Origin of the sequence: Mycolicibacterium gilvum, assembly GCF_900454025.1 — a bacterium.
Taxonomy (GTDB): domain Bacteria; phylum Actinomycetota; class Actinomycetes; order Mycobacteriales; family Mycobacteriaceae; genus Mycobacterium; species Mycobacterium gilvum.
The window spans coordinates 4,638,856-4,653,088 of the sequence record NZ_UGQM01000001.1; the positions used below are offsets into that span (position 1 = coordinate 4,638,856).

Annotated in this window: 15 protein-coding genes; 5 read left to right on the forward strand and 10 right to left on the reverse strand. The window is 68.8% G+C overall.

Features of this window, described 5'->3' with window-relative positions; all coding sequences use genetic code 11:
• Window positions 1–32 precede the first annotated feature (32 nt).
• Together DYE23_RS21685 and DYE23_RS21690 are read right to left on the reverse strand one after the other, a co-directional pair.
• Entirely contained in the window at window positions 33–1,496 is a 1,464-nt protein-coding gene (locus DYE23_RS21685) for a glycine hydroxymethyltransferase (RefSeq protein ID WP_011892949.1), read from the reverse strand.
• A gap of 18 nt (window positions 1,497–1,514) precedes the next feature.
• Entirely contained in the window at window positions 1,515–2,732 is a 1,218-nt protein-coding gene (locus DYE23_RS21690; RefSeq protein ID WP_115328131.1) for a DUF885 domain-containing protein, read from the reverse strand.
• Window positions 2,733–2,763: 31 nt separating this feature from the next.
• Here DYE23_RS21690 and coaA point away from each other — a divergent pair, with 31 nt between their 5' ends.
• Window positions 2,764–3,702 (forward strand): type I pantothenate kinase, encoded by a 939-nt coding sequence (gene coaA / locus DYE23_RS21695; RefSeq protein WP_115328132.1) that lies wholly within the window; start codon window positions 2,764–2,766, stop codon window positions 3,700–3,702.
• On the opposite strand, the gene DYE23_RS21700 is transcribed toward coaA, so the two are convergent.
• The 3 genes from DYE23_RS21700 to DYE23_RS21710 form a co-directional block, all read right to left on the reverse strand.
• On the reverse strand, window positions 3,699–4,103 hold the full coding sequence (locus tag DYE23_RS21700; protein WP_115328133.1) for a hypothetical protein: 405 nt from the start codon (window positions 4,101–4,103) through the stop codon (window positions 3,699–3,701). The two genes, coaA and DYE23_RS21700, sit on opposite strands and share 4 nt — an antisense overlap.
• 200 nt (window positions 4,104–4,303) lie before the next feature.
• A complete protein-coding gene (locus DYE23_RS21705; RefSeq protein ID WP_115328134.1) occupies window positions 4,304–5,653 on the reverse strand; it encodes a hypothetical protein in 1,350 nt (449 codons plus the stop codon).
• Window positions 5,654–5,665: 12 nt separating this feature from the next.
• Entirely contained in the window at window positions 5,666–6,457 is a 792-nt protein-coding gene (locus DYE23_RS21710) for a (2Z,6E)-farnesyl diphosphate synthase (protein WP_115328135.1), read from the reverse strand.
• Between the two features lie 56 nt (window positions 6,458–6,513).
• Here DYE23_RS21710 and trhA point away from each other — a divergent pair, with 56 nt between their 5' ends.
• The gene (gene trhA, locus DYE23_RS21715) at window positions 6,514–7,245 is read left to right on the forward strand and encodes a PAQR family membrane homeostasis protein TrhA (protein ID WP_013471039.1); all 732 of its coding nucleotides are present in this window, start codon (window positions 6,514–6,516) and stop codon (window positions 7,243–7,245) included.
• Between the two features lie 291 nt (window positions 7,246–7,536).
• Here the strand turns inward: trhA and DYE23_RS21720 are convergent, their stop codons facing one another.
• The 4 genes from DYE23_RS21720 to mca are packed head-to-tail and all read right to left on the reverse strand — an operon-like array spanning window position 7,537 to window position 11,090.
• The gene (locus DYE23_RS21720) at window positions 7,537–7,908 is read right to left on the reverse strand and encodes a nuclear transport factor 2 family protein (protein ID WP_115328136.1); all 372 of its coding nucleotides are present in this window, start codon (window positions 7,906–7,908) and stop codon (window positions 7,537–7,539) included.
• A gap of 11 nt (window positions 7,909–7,919) precedes the next feature.
• Window positions 7,920–9,941: a thioredoxin domain-containing protein gene (locus DYE23_RS21725; protein WP_115328137.1), complete on the reverse strand. Its 2,022-nt coding sequence runs from the start codon at window positions 9,939–9,941 to the stop codon at window positions 7,920–7,922.
• Window positions 9,925–10,212, reverse strand: a complete 288-nt coding sequence (locus DYE23_RS21730; RefSeq protein WP_115328138.1) for a hypothetical protein — start codon at window positions 10,210–10,212, stop codon at window positions 9,925–9,927. The genes DYE23_RS21725 and DYE23_RS21730 overlap by 17 nt, the downstream gene beginning before the upstream one ends.
• Before the next feature lie 2 nt (window positions 10,213–10,214).
• On the reverse strand, window positions 10,215–11,090 hold the full coding sequence (gene mca / locus DYE23_RS21735) for a mycothiol conjugate amidase Mca (RefSeq protein WP_011892939.1): 876 nt from the start codon (window positions 11,088–11,090) through the stop codon (window positions 10,215–10,217).
• 117 nt (window positions 11,091–11,207) lie between these two features.
• Between mca and DYE23_RS21740 the strand changes: the two genes are divergently transcribed.
• From DYE23_RS21740 to DYE23_RS21750, 3 genes are all read left to right on the forward strand, one after another.
• On the forward strand, window positions 11,208–11,630 hold the full coding sequence (locus DYE23_RS21740; protein ID WP_041788448.1) for a DUF4307 domain-containing protein: 423 nt from the start codon (window positions 11,208–11,210) through the stop codon (window positions 11,628–11,630).
• A gap of 223 nt (window positions 11,631–11,853) precedes the next feature.
• Window positions 11,854–12,348, forward strand: a complete 495-nt coding sequence (gene greA, locus DYE23_RS21745; RefSeq protein WP_011892937.1) for a transcription elongation factor GreA — start codon at window positions 11,854–11,856, stop codon at window positions 12,346–12,348.
• 37 nt (window positions 12,349–12,385) lie between these two features.
• On the forward strand, window positions 12,386–13,057 hold the full coding sequence (locus tag DYE23_RS21750) for a GOLPH3/VPS74 family protein (protein WP_011892936.1): 672 nt from the start codon (window positions 12,386–12,388) through the stop codon (window positions 13,055–13,057).
• Here the strand turns inward: DYE23_RS21750 and DYE23_RS21755 are convergent.
• A complete protein-coding gene (locus DYE23_RS21755; protein ID WP_115328139.1) occupies window positions 13,054–14,226 on the reverse strand; it encodes a cystathionine gamma-synthase in 1,173 nt (390 codons plus the stop codon). The two genes, DYE23_RS21750 and DYE23_RS21755, sit on opposite strands and share 4 nt — an antisense overlap.
• Window positions 14,227–14,233 lie beyond the last annotated feature (7 nt).

Below are 14,233 nucleotides of genomic sequence, written 5' to 3' on the forward strand. Positions count from 1 at the left end.
GTGAGGTCCTGCCGGAACGCAACCTCGCGCGATTACAGCGTGAGGCCCGGGTACAGCGGGTTGGCCTCCAGCAATTCGGACGCCGCCGCGTGCACCCGCTCGGCGACACCGTCGGCGATCGTGTACTTCGCCTTCGACGGCCCGTTCGGGCCCGCCGCGGGCTGCGTGTTGCTCAGCACCTCGACGACCAACTCGGAGACCCGGTCGAACTCGTCGGCCCCGAAGCCGCGTGTGGTCAACGCCGGCGAACCGAACCGGATGCCGCTGGTGTACCAGGCGCCGTTGGGGTCGGCCGGGATCGCGTTGCGGTTGGTGACGATGCCCGAGTCCAGCAGCGCGGACTCGGCCTGCCGGCCGGTCAGACCGAACGACGTCACGTCCAGCAGCACGAGGTGGTTGTCGGTGCCGCCGGTGACCAGTCCGGCGTCGCGCTTGACGAACCCGTCGGCGAGCGTCTGGGCGTTGTCGGCGACCGCCTGGGCATAGGTGCGGAATTCGGGCTGACGCGCCTCGGCCAGCGCGACGGCCTTGGCCGCCATCACGTGCGAGAGCGGGCCGCCCAGGACCATCGGGCAACCCTTGTCGACGGCCGGGGCGAACTCCTCGGTGGCGAGCACCAGACCGCCGCGCGGACCGCGCAGCGACTTGTGCGTCGTCGTCGTCACCACGTGGGCGTGCGGCACCGGATCCTCGTCGCCGGTGAAGACCTTGCCCGCCACCAGGCCCGCGAAGTGGGCCATGTCGACCATCAGCGTCGCGCCGACCTCGTCGGCGATCTCGCGCATCTTCGCGAAGTTCACCCGGCGCGGGTAGGCCGAATAGCCGGCGACCAGCACCAGCGGCTTGAACTCCCGGGCCGACGCGGCGACGGCGTCGTAGTCGATGAACCCGGTCGTCGGGTCCGTCCCGTACTGGCGCTGATGGAACATCTTGCCGGAGATGTTGGGCCGGAAACCGTGCGTGAGGTGCCCGCCGGTGTCCAGCGACATGCCGAGCAGACGCTGGTTGCCGAGCTTGGCGCGCAGCTTCTCCCAGTCCGCCTCGGACAGGTCGTTGATGTGCTTGGCGCCCATCTCGGCCAGGCCCGGAGCCTCGACCCGGGTGGCCAGGATCGCCCAGTAGGCGACGAGGTTGGCGTCGATGCCGGAGTGCGGCTGGGCGTACGCATACGGCGCACCGAACAGCTCACGGGCGTGCTCCGCGGCGAGTGCCTCGACGGTGTCGACGTTCTGGCACGCGGCGTAGAACCGGTGCCCGACGGTGCCCTCGGCGTACTTGTCGGAGAACCACGTGCCCATGGTCAGCAGCACGGCCGGCGACGCGTAATTCTCGCTGGCAATCAGCTTCAGCGAATCCCGTTGATCGGCAAGCTCTTTGCGAGTCGCCTCGGCGATGCGGGGTTCGACGGTCTCGATGACCCGCAACGCGGCCTGGTAGGCCTCACTCGCGGTGGCGGCGTACTCGGCGCCCTGACCTGAGGCAGACACGGAAGTCATGCCGGAAAGCCTATCGGGCTAGGCGGTGCGCAGCGACGACGGGATCAGCGGCTCGTCCAGCAGCGTGCCGAACCGTTCGGTCAGCGTCACGCCGTCCGGGCGGGCATCGAGCCAGCCGCGCAACAGCCGGTATCCCTCGACGTAGGTGCTGGTGTACGCCCGCCACAACGGGGAAGACAGGAACCGCAGCATCTGCCGGGCCCGCTCGTCGTTGACCAGCAGCCACTGCTTGAGGAACGCGACGACGTCGTTCACGTCGCGGTGCTCGTCGTGCAGCATGAGAGCGGCATCCTGCCGCACGTCGGCCAGCGCCGCGGTGGCCTCGGAGATCTGCGCTGCCCGTTCGCCGTCGAACCGCAGACCGAGGTCGGCGTAGATCTCGGACGCCCAGCTCCCCCACTCGGGTCCTACGGCGGCATAGAGCGCCAGGTCCGCGAGCCCCTCGGCCATCAGGCACTGCGGGGTGTTGACCAGGAAAATCGTCTGCTCGGCCTGCCCCTTGCCCTCCACGAGGCCTTGTTCCTTGCGGCAGTGCTCGGTGTGGTGTCCGGGATAGGCCTCGTGGGCGACCAGCCGCGGCAGGTTCGACATCTGCTGCTTGAGATCGGCGTTCACCGCGACCGTCGACTGGTAGTCGCCCTTGTAGTAGTTGAACCCGGACCACGGTTTGTCGGTGACGACCTCGTAGGTGATCGTCTCGCGGGCCGGCAACGGGAACGTGGCCCGCACCCGGTCGCGCAGGGCGCTGGAGAACGCGTGGATGGCCTCCTCCAGGCGCTCGGGCGCGATCTCCTCGGAGGCGCGGTAGGCCTGGATCCGTTCGGCCAGCGGCCCGGAGCCGCCGAGCGCGTCGTCGAGCTTGGCGTGCGCCTCGCGGTAGCGCTCGGGATCGCCCCGACTGATGCGGACGTCGAAGTACGCCTCGACCTCGTCGACGAACCCGACGTCCTGACCGGCGAACTTGCGGCCGGCGCACGCCAGGGCACGCAGGTGGGATCCGATGAATGCGGCACGCGGCTCGTCCAGTCCGGCGGGCAGCTCGCTCATCAGGTGCTCGGCCTGACGGGCCAGGTCGGCCGGGTCCGGCTGCGGCTCGTTGTCGACGGCGCGCTTGAGCTCGGGGTCGCCGGTGAACGAATCGACGTAGCCGTCCTCGATCCTGTCGAAGCGCAGACCGAGCAACAGGTACTCGGTCACGACGGATGCGGGAGCCCCGGAATCGATACCTACGTCCATGCCTTCATAACCTAACTGCAAGACTGACCCCATGGCGCGGCTGAGCGAACCCAGCCCCTACGTGGAGTTCGACCGAGCTCAGTGGCGGGCACTTCGCATGTCGACACCGTTGAAGCTGACCGAGGACGAGCTGGTCCGGCTGCGCGGTATCGGCGAGAAGATCGACCTCCTGGAGGTCGAGGAGGTGTACCTCCCCCTGGCGAGGCTCATCCATCTCCAGGTGGCCGCGCGTCAGGCACTGTTCGCCACGACCGCCGACTTCCTGGGTGAGCCACAACAGAATCCGGACCGGCCGGTGCCGTTCGTGATCGGCGTCGCGGGCAGTGTCGCGGTGGGCAAGTCGACCACCGCCCGTGTGCTGCAGGCGCTGCTGGCGCGTTGGGAGCACCATCCCCGGGTGGACCTGGTGACCACCGACGGCTTCCTGTACTCGAACTCCGAGCTTTCCCGACGAAACCTGATGCACCGCAAGGGTTTCCCGGAGAGCTACGATCGTCGGGGCCTGATGTGCTTCGTCACGACGGTGAAGTCGGGCTCGGATGTGGCGTGCGCGCCGGTGTATTCACATCTGCTCTACGACATCGTGCCCGGTGAGAAGCAGATCATCGAACATCCCGACATCCTGATCCTCGAAGGACTCAACGTGCTGCAGACGGGTCCGGCGCTGATGGTGTCGGACCTGTTCGACTTCTCCGTCTACGTCGACGCCCGCATCGAGGACATCGAGAACTGGTACATCTCACGGTTTCTGAAGATGCGCGAGGGCGCGTTCGCCGATCCTGCTTCGCACTTCCACCACTACTCGACGCTGACCGACGAGCAGGCGGTGTTCGCCGCCCGCGACATCTGGCATTCGATCAACCGGCCCAACCTGATCGAGAACATCCTGCCGACACGGCCGCGGGCGACGCTGGTGCTGCGCAAGGACTCCGATCACTCGATCAACCGGCTACGCCTGCGCAAGCTCTAGCGGAGCCGCCGCAGGCCCACGTACTGCACGGCGCCGATCACCGCGGTGTACAACCCGCCGCCGAGCAGCACGCCGATGCCCCACCCGGTCAGCGGCCAGACGCCGGCCACCTCCGCGCCGACGAAGCCGATGGTGAACAGTGCGTTCATCGCGATGGTCGCGAGCGCGCCCGGCCGGACGTCGTCCAGCCCGGCGAGCCAGTAGACGACCACGCCGTAGGCCAGGAAGAAGACCCCGAGCGCGTATTCGACGGCGACCGGGATACCCGTCAGCGACGACAGCCATCCGGCGGCCGCGACGAAGGGGATGCCGGTGATGCCGACGAGCACCGCGTCGAGGCGCATCGCGAAGCGCAGCAGTCCGCTCCTGGTGTCGGCGCCGGGAACAGTGGTCGTGGTCATGAGTATTCCTTTCGGTGGTGAGGTCAGGTCCCGGTACCGGAGTCGACGCCAGACCTCCGCACGGTTGGATTGCTCCTCGCGTCCGCAGCGCCGACTCCGGACCGGTCGCCCCGGGATCAGTGCCCGAGGACTGCCTCCAGCGTCGGCCGTACCCACTGCCAGGTCTGCACCCGACGCTGCCAGCTACTGCCAAGCGCAGGTCAGCGCGTCGGGACGAGGTCGCTTCGCAGGTCGGTGGCGATGACGCGGGCTGCCGCGTTCTGCCAGTTGTGCAGTGAGCGCTGCGGCACCTCGGTGACGAACCACTGCCAGGCCTGCCGCGCGGCCGGGTCCAGGCCCGCGGCCGTCGCGTTCTGCGCGTAAGCCCGCACTCCGACGACGTACGGGAAGTACAGCGAGTTGTAGTGGCGCCACTGCTCGGTGGTGCCGAAGTCGTTGCCGTCGCGCGGTTTCAGGTTGGCGATGCGCTCGGCCAGCAGCGCGCGCAGTTCGTTGGCCCGTTCCAGCGGCTGATCCGGTGCACCCCGGCGCGCGAGGCGTTCGTCGATCGCGGGCAGGGCGGTCAACGGGCTGGCCACCAGCTTGGACAGGTCACCGAAATGCCCGAGCGCCCGCCGGGTGACACGCACGAAGGTGTCTTCGTCCATGTCGTCCAGCGGACTGGCCGACCGCAGCGGCAGCGCCGCCTCCGTGCTGCGCAGCGCGGCCCGGTCGGCACGCAGATCCGGCGCACGGGAGAACGCCAGCCGGTCGAGCACGCCGGCCAGCGGATCGGCGAGCACAGTGATCGCGATCGCGACGGCCAGGCTGCTGAACAACAGCACCGTCAGCGTCGTGCCCGGCCCCGATACCGCGAGCCCGACGAGCACCTGCCCGCCGAACAGCACCGCGACGACGGCCGTGCCGACGAAGGAACGCAGCATGTCCCTGCGCAGCGCCTGACCCTCGTCGAACGCGTCGCCGATCGCGACGGCGACACCGAGCAGGGCCACGTCGAATCCGGTCGACGCGAGCGCGAGCCAGCTGGGCACCAACCCGAGCGGAATGACCAGGATCGCGTTGCCGAGTGCGAAGAACAGGGTCGCGATCACGATGAACCCGACGACCGGGCGGGGCTGCGAGTGCCGCACCACCGCGTGGATCATCGCTCCGACCGCCGGCACCGACACCGCCGCGAACAGCACCCAGTGCCCGAGCCGCAGCGGCCCCTCGACCCCGCCGGCCATCGCGGCGCCCACGACGGCGACGCCGGCCGCGGCGGCCACCAGCCCGGCCGGCCCTGCGCGACCACGCCACGTGTCGCGCGGCCTGCTCATCTCGAGCAGGACGGCGAACCACGCGATACCCGGGACCGCGACGAGATAGATCTCGATGCGGCTGAGCACCTCGGACCCGCTGACCACCCGGACCGCGTCCAGCGCGACCACCAGTGAGAATCCGGTCAGGCCGATCGCGGCGAGCACCAGCATGGGTTTGCGCGGGTCACGCGCGAGCAGATACAGCCCCAACCACCAGCTCAGTGCGAAGACCACCGCGGAGAGCGCAACCATGGCCGGCGTTCCTTACCGCCCGTAGCGTCGGTGCCGGGCGCTGTAGTCGCGCAGCGCACGCAGGAAGTCCACGCGGCGGAACTCCGGCCAGTACGCCTCGGTGAACCACATCTCCGAATATGCGCTCTGCCACAACAGGAATCCCGAGAGTCGTTGCTCACCGGAGGTGCGGATCACGAGGTCGGGATCGGGCTGGCCGGAGGTGTAGAGGTTCTCCGAGATCGCCTCGGCGGTGACGGCCTCGACGAGCTGATCACCGGTGGCCCCGTTGGCCAGCTCCTTGCTCAGCAGCGCCCGGACCGCGTCGACGATCTCCTGACGTCCGCCGTAGCCGACGGCGACGTTGACATGGAAGGCTCCGCCGTTGCCGTCGGTCGAGGACACCGCGTCACGCAGCCGGCGGGCCTGGTCCTCGCCGATCAACTCGAGATCGCCGACCGTGCGCACACTCCACTGGTTGGCGGGGGCGCAGATCTCCTCGACCACCTCGGTGATGATCTCGATCAGGCAGGACAGCTCTTCGGGTTCGCGCTGCAGGTTCTCGGTGGACAGCAGGTACACCGTGGCCATCTCGATGCCGGCCTCCCGGCACCACCGCAGCATCTCGGCGATCTTGCCGGCGCCGACGCGGTAGCCGTAGGCGACGTCGTCGTGACCGGTCTCACGGGCCCAGCGACGGTTGCCGTCGCACAGAACGGCAATATGCCGGGGAAGCTCCGACCGCTTGACGGACAGACCCTGACGCAGACGCATCTCGTACAGCCGGTACATCGGCTCTTTGAGACGCCGCGGAATGAGGTCCACGATGGTCCAGACTACTGTGACGCGGAGGAGCCCCAATGCCACTCAGCGGAGGTGAAATGCCGACTTCTCTCGAACCGTGGTACAGCGCAGACCGTTCGCAGGGTCCCGAGGATCTCCCCGAGGCCGTCGCCGAGGGCGTCGCCCAGTTCTTCGGAAAGCCACGTCTCCGTGGGTGGATCCACGTCTATTCGGCCGTCATCGCGGTGATCTGCGGCTCGGCTCTGGTCGCGGTGTCATGGTCGGCGCAGTCGACCCGCTCGGGCATCGCCACGCTGATCTACACACTGACGATCGTCGCGATGTTCGCCGTCAGCGGCACCTACCACCGGGTGAACTGGACGTCGGCCACCGCGCGCAAGTGGATGAAGCGCGCCGACCACTCGATGATCTTCCTGTTCATCGCGGGCAGCTACACCCCGTTCGCACTGCTGGCGCTGCCGGAGAACGACGGCATGGTGCTGCTGTGGATCGTGTGGGGCGGGGCGCTGGCCGGGGTCGCACTGAAAATGCTGTGGCCGTCGTCGCCGCGCTGGCTCGGGGTGCCGCTCTACATCCTGCTGGGCTGGGTGGCGGTGTGGTTCATCGGGCCGATCATGCACGGCGCGGGCGTCGCGGCAGTGGTGCTGCTGATCGTCGGCGGCGCGCTGTACAGCATCGGCGGTGTGCTCTACGCGCTGAAGTGGCCCAACCCGTGGCCCACGACCTTCGGCCATCACGAGTTCTTCCACGCGTGCACTGCCGTCGCGGCGATCTGCCACTACATCGCGATGTGGTTCGCCGTTTTCTGACCCTCTTCTTTCTCGCGAGCGTGCGTGTCCGCGGCCGACGCGCCGGGAAAAACACCTACTTTGCGCACGCTCGTCGGGCACTTTGCGCACGCTCGCGACGCGCGGAGCCGGCGTGGGTGTGCGGACACGGTGTGCCGACCTCTGGCGCGGGCGCGTACCGCGCTGCACCCGCGCGCCCGCGTGCCCGCGTCGCGCCCGCGCCCGCGTCGCACCCGCGCGCCGCGAGCGTGCGGAAAGTCCGTGATGCGTGCGGCGTGTCCGCCGCGGACACGCACGCTCGCGGCGAAGGGGTCAGGAGAGCTGGGTGATGTCCTGCGGACCCCAGTAGGCCTTCATCGACGTGATCTGGCCGTCGGCGTTGAAGGTCATCACCTCGATGGGCTCGATGCGCATCGCGCCGCCCACGGTGATCGCGAAGAGGAACGCGGCCTCGGTGCCACCGGCGCGGAAGCTCAGCAGCTCGGTCTTCACCTCGGCGCCCGAGATGTTGTTGTAGAAGCCGGCAATGGCCTGGCGGCCGATGTGCACCTCGCCGCCGCCGACCGGATCTTCCAGCGTGGCGTCCTCGGCGTAGAGCGCGGCCACCTCTTCGGCGTTGCCGCTGACGACGGTGTCGAGATAACGCTGGACGAAACCTTGCAGGACGTCGGGCTCGAAGCTCATGAGCGGCCACGCTACACGGAACACCCCAGTGCGGCAGCGAGTTCCCCCGCCGTGGTCACCGGCAGGTCGCACGCGCGACCGCGGCACACATAGGCGGCGTCGGCACCCCGCACACGGGGCCGGTCCCGGAGCAGCGCAGAGGAATCCGTCACCCCGCCGATCACCACCGCGCCACCCGGCGCCAGAGCGCGGGCCGCGGCGAGCAGCGCGGAGTCGGGCCCCTCGCACGCCACCGCGATCTGGATCGGGCCGCGCACCGCTGCCTCCGCGACAGCGAGCCAGTGCCCGGCCGACCGCGGCGCGCGCTCCAGCAGCACCGCCGCACTCGACAGCGCGGCGTCGGCCGCCGCGGCGTAACGATCCGCCCCGTCATCGGCCAGATGTGCTGCCACTTGCAGAGCTTCGGCGACCAGGGAGGCCCCCGACGGCGTGGCACCGTCCATCGGATCCGACGGGCGCACCACCAGCCGCTCGGCGTCGTCGGCGACGTCGTACCAGCGGCCCGGCTCGTCCGGATCGGCGAAATGGTCCAGGGCGAGGTCCAGCAACCGCGTGGCCGCGTCCAGCCACCGGCGCTCCCCCGTCCCCTGGTGCAGCGTCAGCAAAGCGGTCGCCAGTGCCGTATGGTCTTCGAGGATCGCGGCGCCGTCACCGACCACCCCGCCGAGACTGGAGCGCCGAAGCCGTCCGTCGACGATATGCAGATCGAGCAGCGCCTGTGCGCAATCGACTGCCGCACTGAAGTATTCGGGTCGGCCCAGGGCAAACGCGGCTTCGGCGAGCGCGGTGATCGCCAGACCATTCCAGGCCGCGATCACCTTGTCGTCACGCGCGGGCTGCGGCCTGGCGCGCCGCTCGGCGCGCAACGCGATCCGGACACGTTCGAAGCGTTCGGGGTCGTCGGGGTCGCGCAGCAGTTGCAGCACCGACTGCCCGTCCTCGAACGTCCCGTCGGAGGTGACTTCGAAAACCGCTGCCGCCCAGCGTCCGTCGTCCTCACCGAGAACCCGGCGGAGCTGGTCGGGTGTCCACACGTAGGTCAGCCCCTCGACGCCCTCGGTGTCGGCGTCCAGCGACGAGACGAACAGCGCGTCGCGGCGCAGGTCGTCGAGCAGGAACCGCGCCGTCTCGTCGGCGATGCGGCGGGCCGACGGGTCTGCGGTGCGCCGTGCCCAGTGCGCGTAGACGCGCAACAACTGCGCGTTGTCGTACAGCATCTTCTCGAAATGCGGTACCACCCAGGAAGAGTCGACGCTGTAGCGGGCGAAGCCACCGGCCAGCTGATCGTAGATGCCGCCGCGCGCCATCGCCGTGCACGTACGTTCCACCGTCGCGAGCGCTTCCGGCGATGCGGTGCGTTCGTGGTGGCGCAGCAACGCCTCCAGAAGAGCGGACGGCGGGAACTTCGGCGCACCCGACGGGGAGTTCGAGAAGCCGCCGCGCGCGACGTCCTCGTCGCGCAACACCGCCGCCACCGCGTCGTCGCACACCGCGGAGTCCACGGTCCGGCTCCCGCGCGGCAAACCCGTTGCCATCGAACGCAATTCGGTGGCGATATGGTCGGAGGTCTGTTCCACCTCGTCGCGGCGCGTCCGCCACGTCTCGCTGACCGCGGCCAGCAGTTGCAGGAAACTCACCTTCGGGTAGTAGGTGCCGCAGAAGAACGGCCGCCCGTCCGGGGTCAGGAAGCAGGTCATCGGCCAACCGCCCTGCCCGGTGAGCGCGACGGTGGCACTCATGTAGACCGCGTCCAGGTCGGGGCGCTCCTCACGGTCGACCTTGATGCAGACGAAGTCCCGGTTCGCGGCGGCGGCCACCTCGTCGTCGGAGAACGACTCGTGGGCCATCACATGGCACCAGTGGCAGGCCGCGTAGCCGATCGACAGAAGGATCGGCACGTCGCGGGCCGCGGCTTCGGCGAGCGCGTCGGCGCCCCACTGCCGCCAGTGCACCGGGTTGTCGGCGTGCTGCCTCAGATACGGACTGGTCGCGTCCGCGAGCAGGTTGCCCGGACCGTCAGCCGGAGAACTCACGTTTCGTCCCGTCGGCCGGGCTCTCGGTGGACGTCTCGCCGCCAGGATCGACACCGCCGTCGGCGGCGTCGTCCTTGTCGAAGGACTTCGGCAGTCTGCGCAGGTGCCTGTTCATCGACCACACCAGGAAGAAGACCGCGACCAGCAGCAGGAGCAGCACGATCAGCCCGACCGGGCTGGCCTTGCCGAAGTCCGGACCCGTCTGCCGGGGTTCGTCCTGGGCGAGCACACCTGCCATCAGGTCCATGCCGAGCAGTACGACGTCATTCACGATCAGTCACCCAAATCCTCGATCCCGGCGAACAGGTCGGTCTCGGGCAGCACCACCGGCACCCTGGACCGCGCCAGTTCGAACTCCTCCGTCGGCCAGAGCCGCTGTTGCCACTCCATCGGAGTGGTGAAAAAGAAACTGTTCGGGTCGATCTGTGTCGCATGGGCGAGGAGTGCGTCGTCCCGCTTCCCGAAGTACTTCGCGCACTCGATCCGCGTCGTCACCCTCTTGTCGAGGACGTCGTCGTCGGGATCCCACTTCTCCAGCCACTTCGCGAACGGGCCCTCTTCGCCGTGCTTGGCGAACTCATCCTGCAGGACCTGCATCCGCTGCCGGAGGAAGCCGTGGTTGTAGTAGAGCTTGGACACACTCCACGGCTCACCGGCGTCCGGGTAGAGCAGATGGTCGGCGGCCGCCTCGTACGCGGCGACCGACACCTGATGGCACTTGATGTGGTCGGGGTGCGGATAGCCGCCGTTCTCGTCATAGGTGGTCATGACGTGGGGCCTGAAGTCGCGGATCACCTTGACCAGCGCCTCGGTGGGCACCTCGAGCGGCTCCAGCGCGAAGCAGCCCTCCGGCAGTGGCGGCAGCGGGTCGCCCTCGGGCAACCCGGAGTCGACGAACCCGAGCCAGTGGTGTTCGACACCGAGGATCTCCGCGGCCCGCGCCATCTCGTCGATCCTGATCTCGTGGATACGTCCGTGCACCTCGGGCAGGTCCATCGCCGGGTTGAGGATGTCGCCGCGCTCGCCGCCGGTCAGGGTCACGACCATCACCCGAACGCCCTCGTCGACGTAGCGCGCCATCGCCGCGGCACCCTTGCTGGACTCGTCATCCGGGTGCGCGTGCACGGCCATCAAGCGGAGTTCGCTCAACCTGGTCCTTCTCGATAGTTTCGATGCTGGGGCACTCACGCATCAGTTCAACCACGCGACGGGCCCTATAGTTCCAGGTCTAGTAGACCCATCCGACCGACGGGCATGCAAAACGAGATGATCGAGCGTCCCACCGCCCGCTACGGCAGGCAGACGATGTCCCGGCGCACCCGGCGATGGATCGCCGCCGGCCTGACCGCACTCGTGGTGGTCATCGGTGTCGCCGTCGCCGCCGTGGCCTTCAGCCGATTCGGCTCCAGTGACGTCAAGGGCGAGATGGCCGGCTACGAGCTCGTCGACCCCCACACCGTCGACGTGACCATCAGCGTCACCCGCGATGACCCGTCCCGGCCCGCGGTCTGCATCGTGCGCGCGCGCAGCAGAGACGGCGACGAGACGGGGCGCCGCGAACTGCTCGTGCCACCCTCGTCCGAGACGACGGTGCAGGTCAGGACCACTGTGAAGTCGAGCAGGCCCGCGGTGATCGGCGACATCTACGGTTGCGGGATCGACGTGCCGGACTATCTGGTCACCGGCTGACGGGCAAACGCCGGGCGACGATTCGCCTGCGAAATCGTGAGATCCGGGTGGACCCCCGGTGCTATGCTCGATCGATACACGGTTCCTGCTGGGGCCGTGTATTGCTGCATTTTGGAGCTCAGCAACGACGCTCGACTGCGGCGGTACACCGTTTGTGACCCCGGCCCGTGGCGAGATCGCGACAATGCGACACAGCGCGAAGCAACAACGACAGGAGCGCGACATGACTGACACCCAGGTCACCTGGCTCACCGAAGAGGCCTACGACCGGCTCAAGGCGGAGCTCGACCAGCTGATCGCCAACCGTCCAGTCATCGCCGCCGAGATCAACGACCGCCGCGAAGAGGGCGATCTGCGGGAGAACGGTGGCTACCACGCCGCCCGTGAGCAGCAGGGACAGGAAGAGGCCCGCATCCGGCAGCTGCAGGAGCTGCTCAACGACGCCAAGGTCGGCGAGGCACCCAAGCAGTCCGGAATCGCGCTGCCCGGATCCGTCGTGAAGGTCTACTACGACGACGACGAGAACGACACCGAGACCTTCCTGATCGGGACCCGCGAGCAGGGCGTCAACGACGGCAAGCTCGAGGTCTACTCCCCGAACTCCCCGCTCGGCGGCGCCCTGATCGACGCGAAGGTCGGCGAGTCCCGCTCCTACACCGTGCCCAGCGGAAACACCGTCAAGGTCACCCTGGTCAGCGCGGAGCCCTGGCACGGCTGATGCGAGCCGCCCGGTGAGAGCGGGTTAGTCTCGGCCCATGGCCCAGATCGCAGAGGACCTGTTTCTGCTGCTGCTGGACAACGCGTCGGCCCAGCCCGCGCTCGACGGTGCGCGCCGCGGCCACGTGCTGGCCGCCGCGTCGTTGCTCGATCTCGCCCTCGACTGCCGTGTCCGTCCGGCCGTCGACGGTGAACGGGCGCCGGCCGGCAGGCTGGTGGCCCTCGACACCGAGGGCCCTGTCGACCCCGTCGCGGCGCCTGCGCTGGCGATGCTGCAGAGCAGGCCGCTGCGACCCGGCACGGCGATCAAGAAGCTCGGCAGACACACCGAGGAGCGTCTGATCGCCCACCTGGAGCAGACCGGTCAGATCCGTCGCACCGTCGAGTCGACGCGGCGGTTCGGCAAGACCGTCTCGTATCCGCTCACCGGTCGCGGCCGAGTCGGCCCTGCGCGGCAAGCTCTGACGTCGGCGCTGTTCGAGGGCGCGTCGCCGGCGCCGGCGACGGCGGCCGTCATCACCGTGCTGCACGCCGTCGACGGGCTCGGCGCACTGCTGAGCCTCAACGACCGCGGCTGGCGCTGGGTCCATGCCCGCGCCGGTGAGATCGCCGGCGGCAGTTGGGTGGACGAGTCGCCGTCGGCACTGCCCGAGGTGAACCTGGCGGTCACCGCGGCGACGGTGCGCCAGGCACTCGCGCAATTGACCTAGCCGAGCGCCTGTTCCACGTCGCCGACGAGATCGGCCACGTCCTCGATCCCGACCGACAGCCGCACCAGGTCGTCGGGCACCTCCAGTTGCGAACCCGCCGTGGAGGCGTGCGTCATCGCACCCGGATACTCGATCAGCGACTCCACGCCGCCCAACGACTCGGCGAGAATGAAAATCTCTGTGCGCGCACAGAAGTCGCGTGCGGCCTGCGGTCCGCCGGCGAGCCGCACCGAGATCATCCCGCCGAAACCGCTCATCTGCCGCGCCGCGACCTCGTGCCCCGGATGCGACGGCAGCCCCGGGTACAGCACGGTGTCGACCGCGGGGTGTCCGTCGAGGAACTCCGCGACGGCAGTGGCGTTTTCGCTGTGCCGCTGCATCCGCAACGGCAGCGTCTTGAGCCCGCGGATCGTCAGGTACGCGTCGAACGGTCCCGGCACGGCACCGGCGCCGTTCTGCAGGAACGCGAACGCGTCGTCGAGTGCCTCGTCGTTGGTCAGCACCGCTCCCCCGACCACATCGGAGTGTCCGCCGATGTACTTCGTCGTCGAGTGCAGCACGATATCGGCCCCCAGCGCGAGCGGCTGCTGAAGTGCCGGCGAGGCGAAGGTGTTGTCCACCAACACTTTCACGTCCTTCTCGGCGCCCAGCGCCGAGATCGCCGCGATGTCGGCGATCGACAGCAGCGGGTTGGTCGGGGTCTCGATCCAGACGAGTCGCGTGCGGTCGGTGATCGCGGCGCGCACCCGGTCGAGATCCGACAGCGCGACGGCGGTGTAGCTGATACCCCACAGGCTGAAGACCTTGTCGATCAGCCGGAACGTGCCGCCGTAGGCGTCGTCGGGGATCACGATGTGATCGCCCGGCCGCAGCACCGCACGCAGCACGCAATCGGTGGCGGCCATCCCTGAGGAGAACGCACGCCCATAGGAGGCGCCCTCCATCGCGGCCAGCGCCGACTCCAGGACGGACCGGGTCGGGTTCCCGGTGCGGGCGTACTCGAACCCGCCGCGCAGCCCGCCGACACCGTCCTGGGCGAACGTGGAGCTCGCATAGATCGGCGGATTGACCACACCGGTGGCCGGATCGGGCCGGTAACCGGCATGAATGGCCTTGGTCGCGGGTCCGTAAGCCCGGTACCGGTCTGCGTTACTGCGCTGCTCACCCATAACCGCC

Coding starts and splice junctions, on each gene's coding strand:
- DYE23_RS21685 (WP_011892949.1), bottom strand. CDS start 1,496: ATGACTTCCGTGTCTGCCTCAGGTCAGGGCGCCGAGTACGCCGCCACC.
- DYE23_RS21690 (WP_115328131.1), bottom strand. CDS start 2,732: ATGGACGTAGGTATCGATTCCGGGGCTCCCGCATCCGTCGTGACCGAG.
- coaA (WP_115328132.1), top strand. CDS start 2,764: ATGGCGCGGCTGAGCGAACCCAGCCCCTACGTGGAGTTCGACCGAGCT.
- DYE23_RS21700 (WP_115328133.1), bottom strand. CDS start 4,103: ATGACCACGACCACTGTTCCCGGCGCCGACACCAGGAGCGGACTGCTG.
- DYE23_RS21705 (WP_115328134.1), bottom strand. CDS start 5,653: ATGGTTGCGCTCTCCGCGGTGGTCTTCGCACTGAGCTGGTGGTTGGGG.
- trhA (WP_013471039.1), top strand. CDS start 6,514: ATGCCGACTTCTCTCGAACCGTGGTACAGCGCAGACCGTTCGCAGGGT.
- DYE23_RS21720 (WP_115328136.1), bottom strand. CDS start 7,908: ATGAGCTTCGAGCCCGACGTCCTGCAAGGTTTCGTCCAGCGTTATCTC.
- DYE23_RS21740 (WP_041788448.1), top strand. CDS start 11,208: ATGATCGAGCGTCCCACCGCCCGCTACGGCAGGCAGACGATGTCCCGG.
- greA (WP_011892937.1), top strand. CDS start 11,854: ATGACTGACACCCAGGTCACCTGGCTCACCGAAGAGGCCTACGACCGG.
- DYE23_RS21750 (WP_011892936.1), top strand. CDS start 12,386: ATGGCCCAGATCGCAGAGGACCTGTTTCTGCTGCTGCTGGACAACGCG.
- DYE23_RS21755 (WP_115328139.1), bottom strand. CDS start 14,226: ATGGGTGAGCAGCGCAGTAACGCAGACCGGTACCGGGCTTACGGACCC.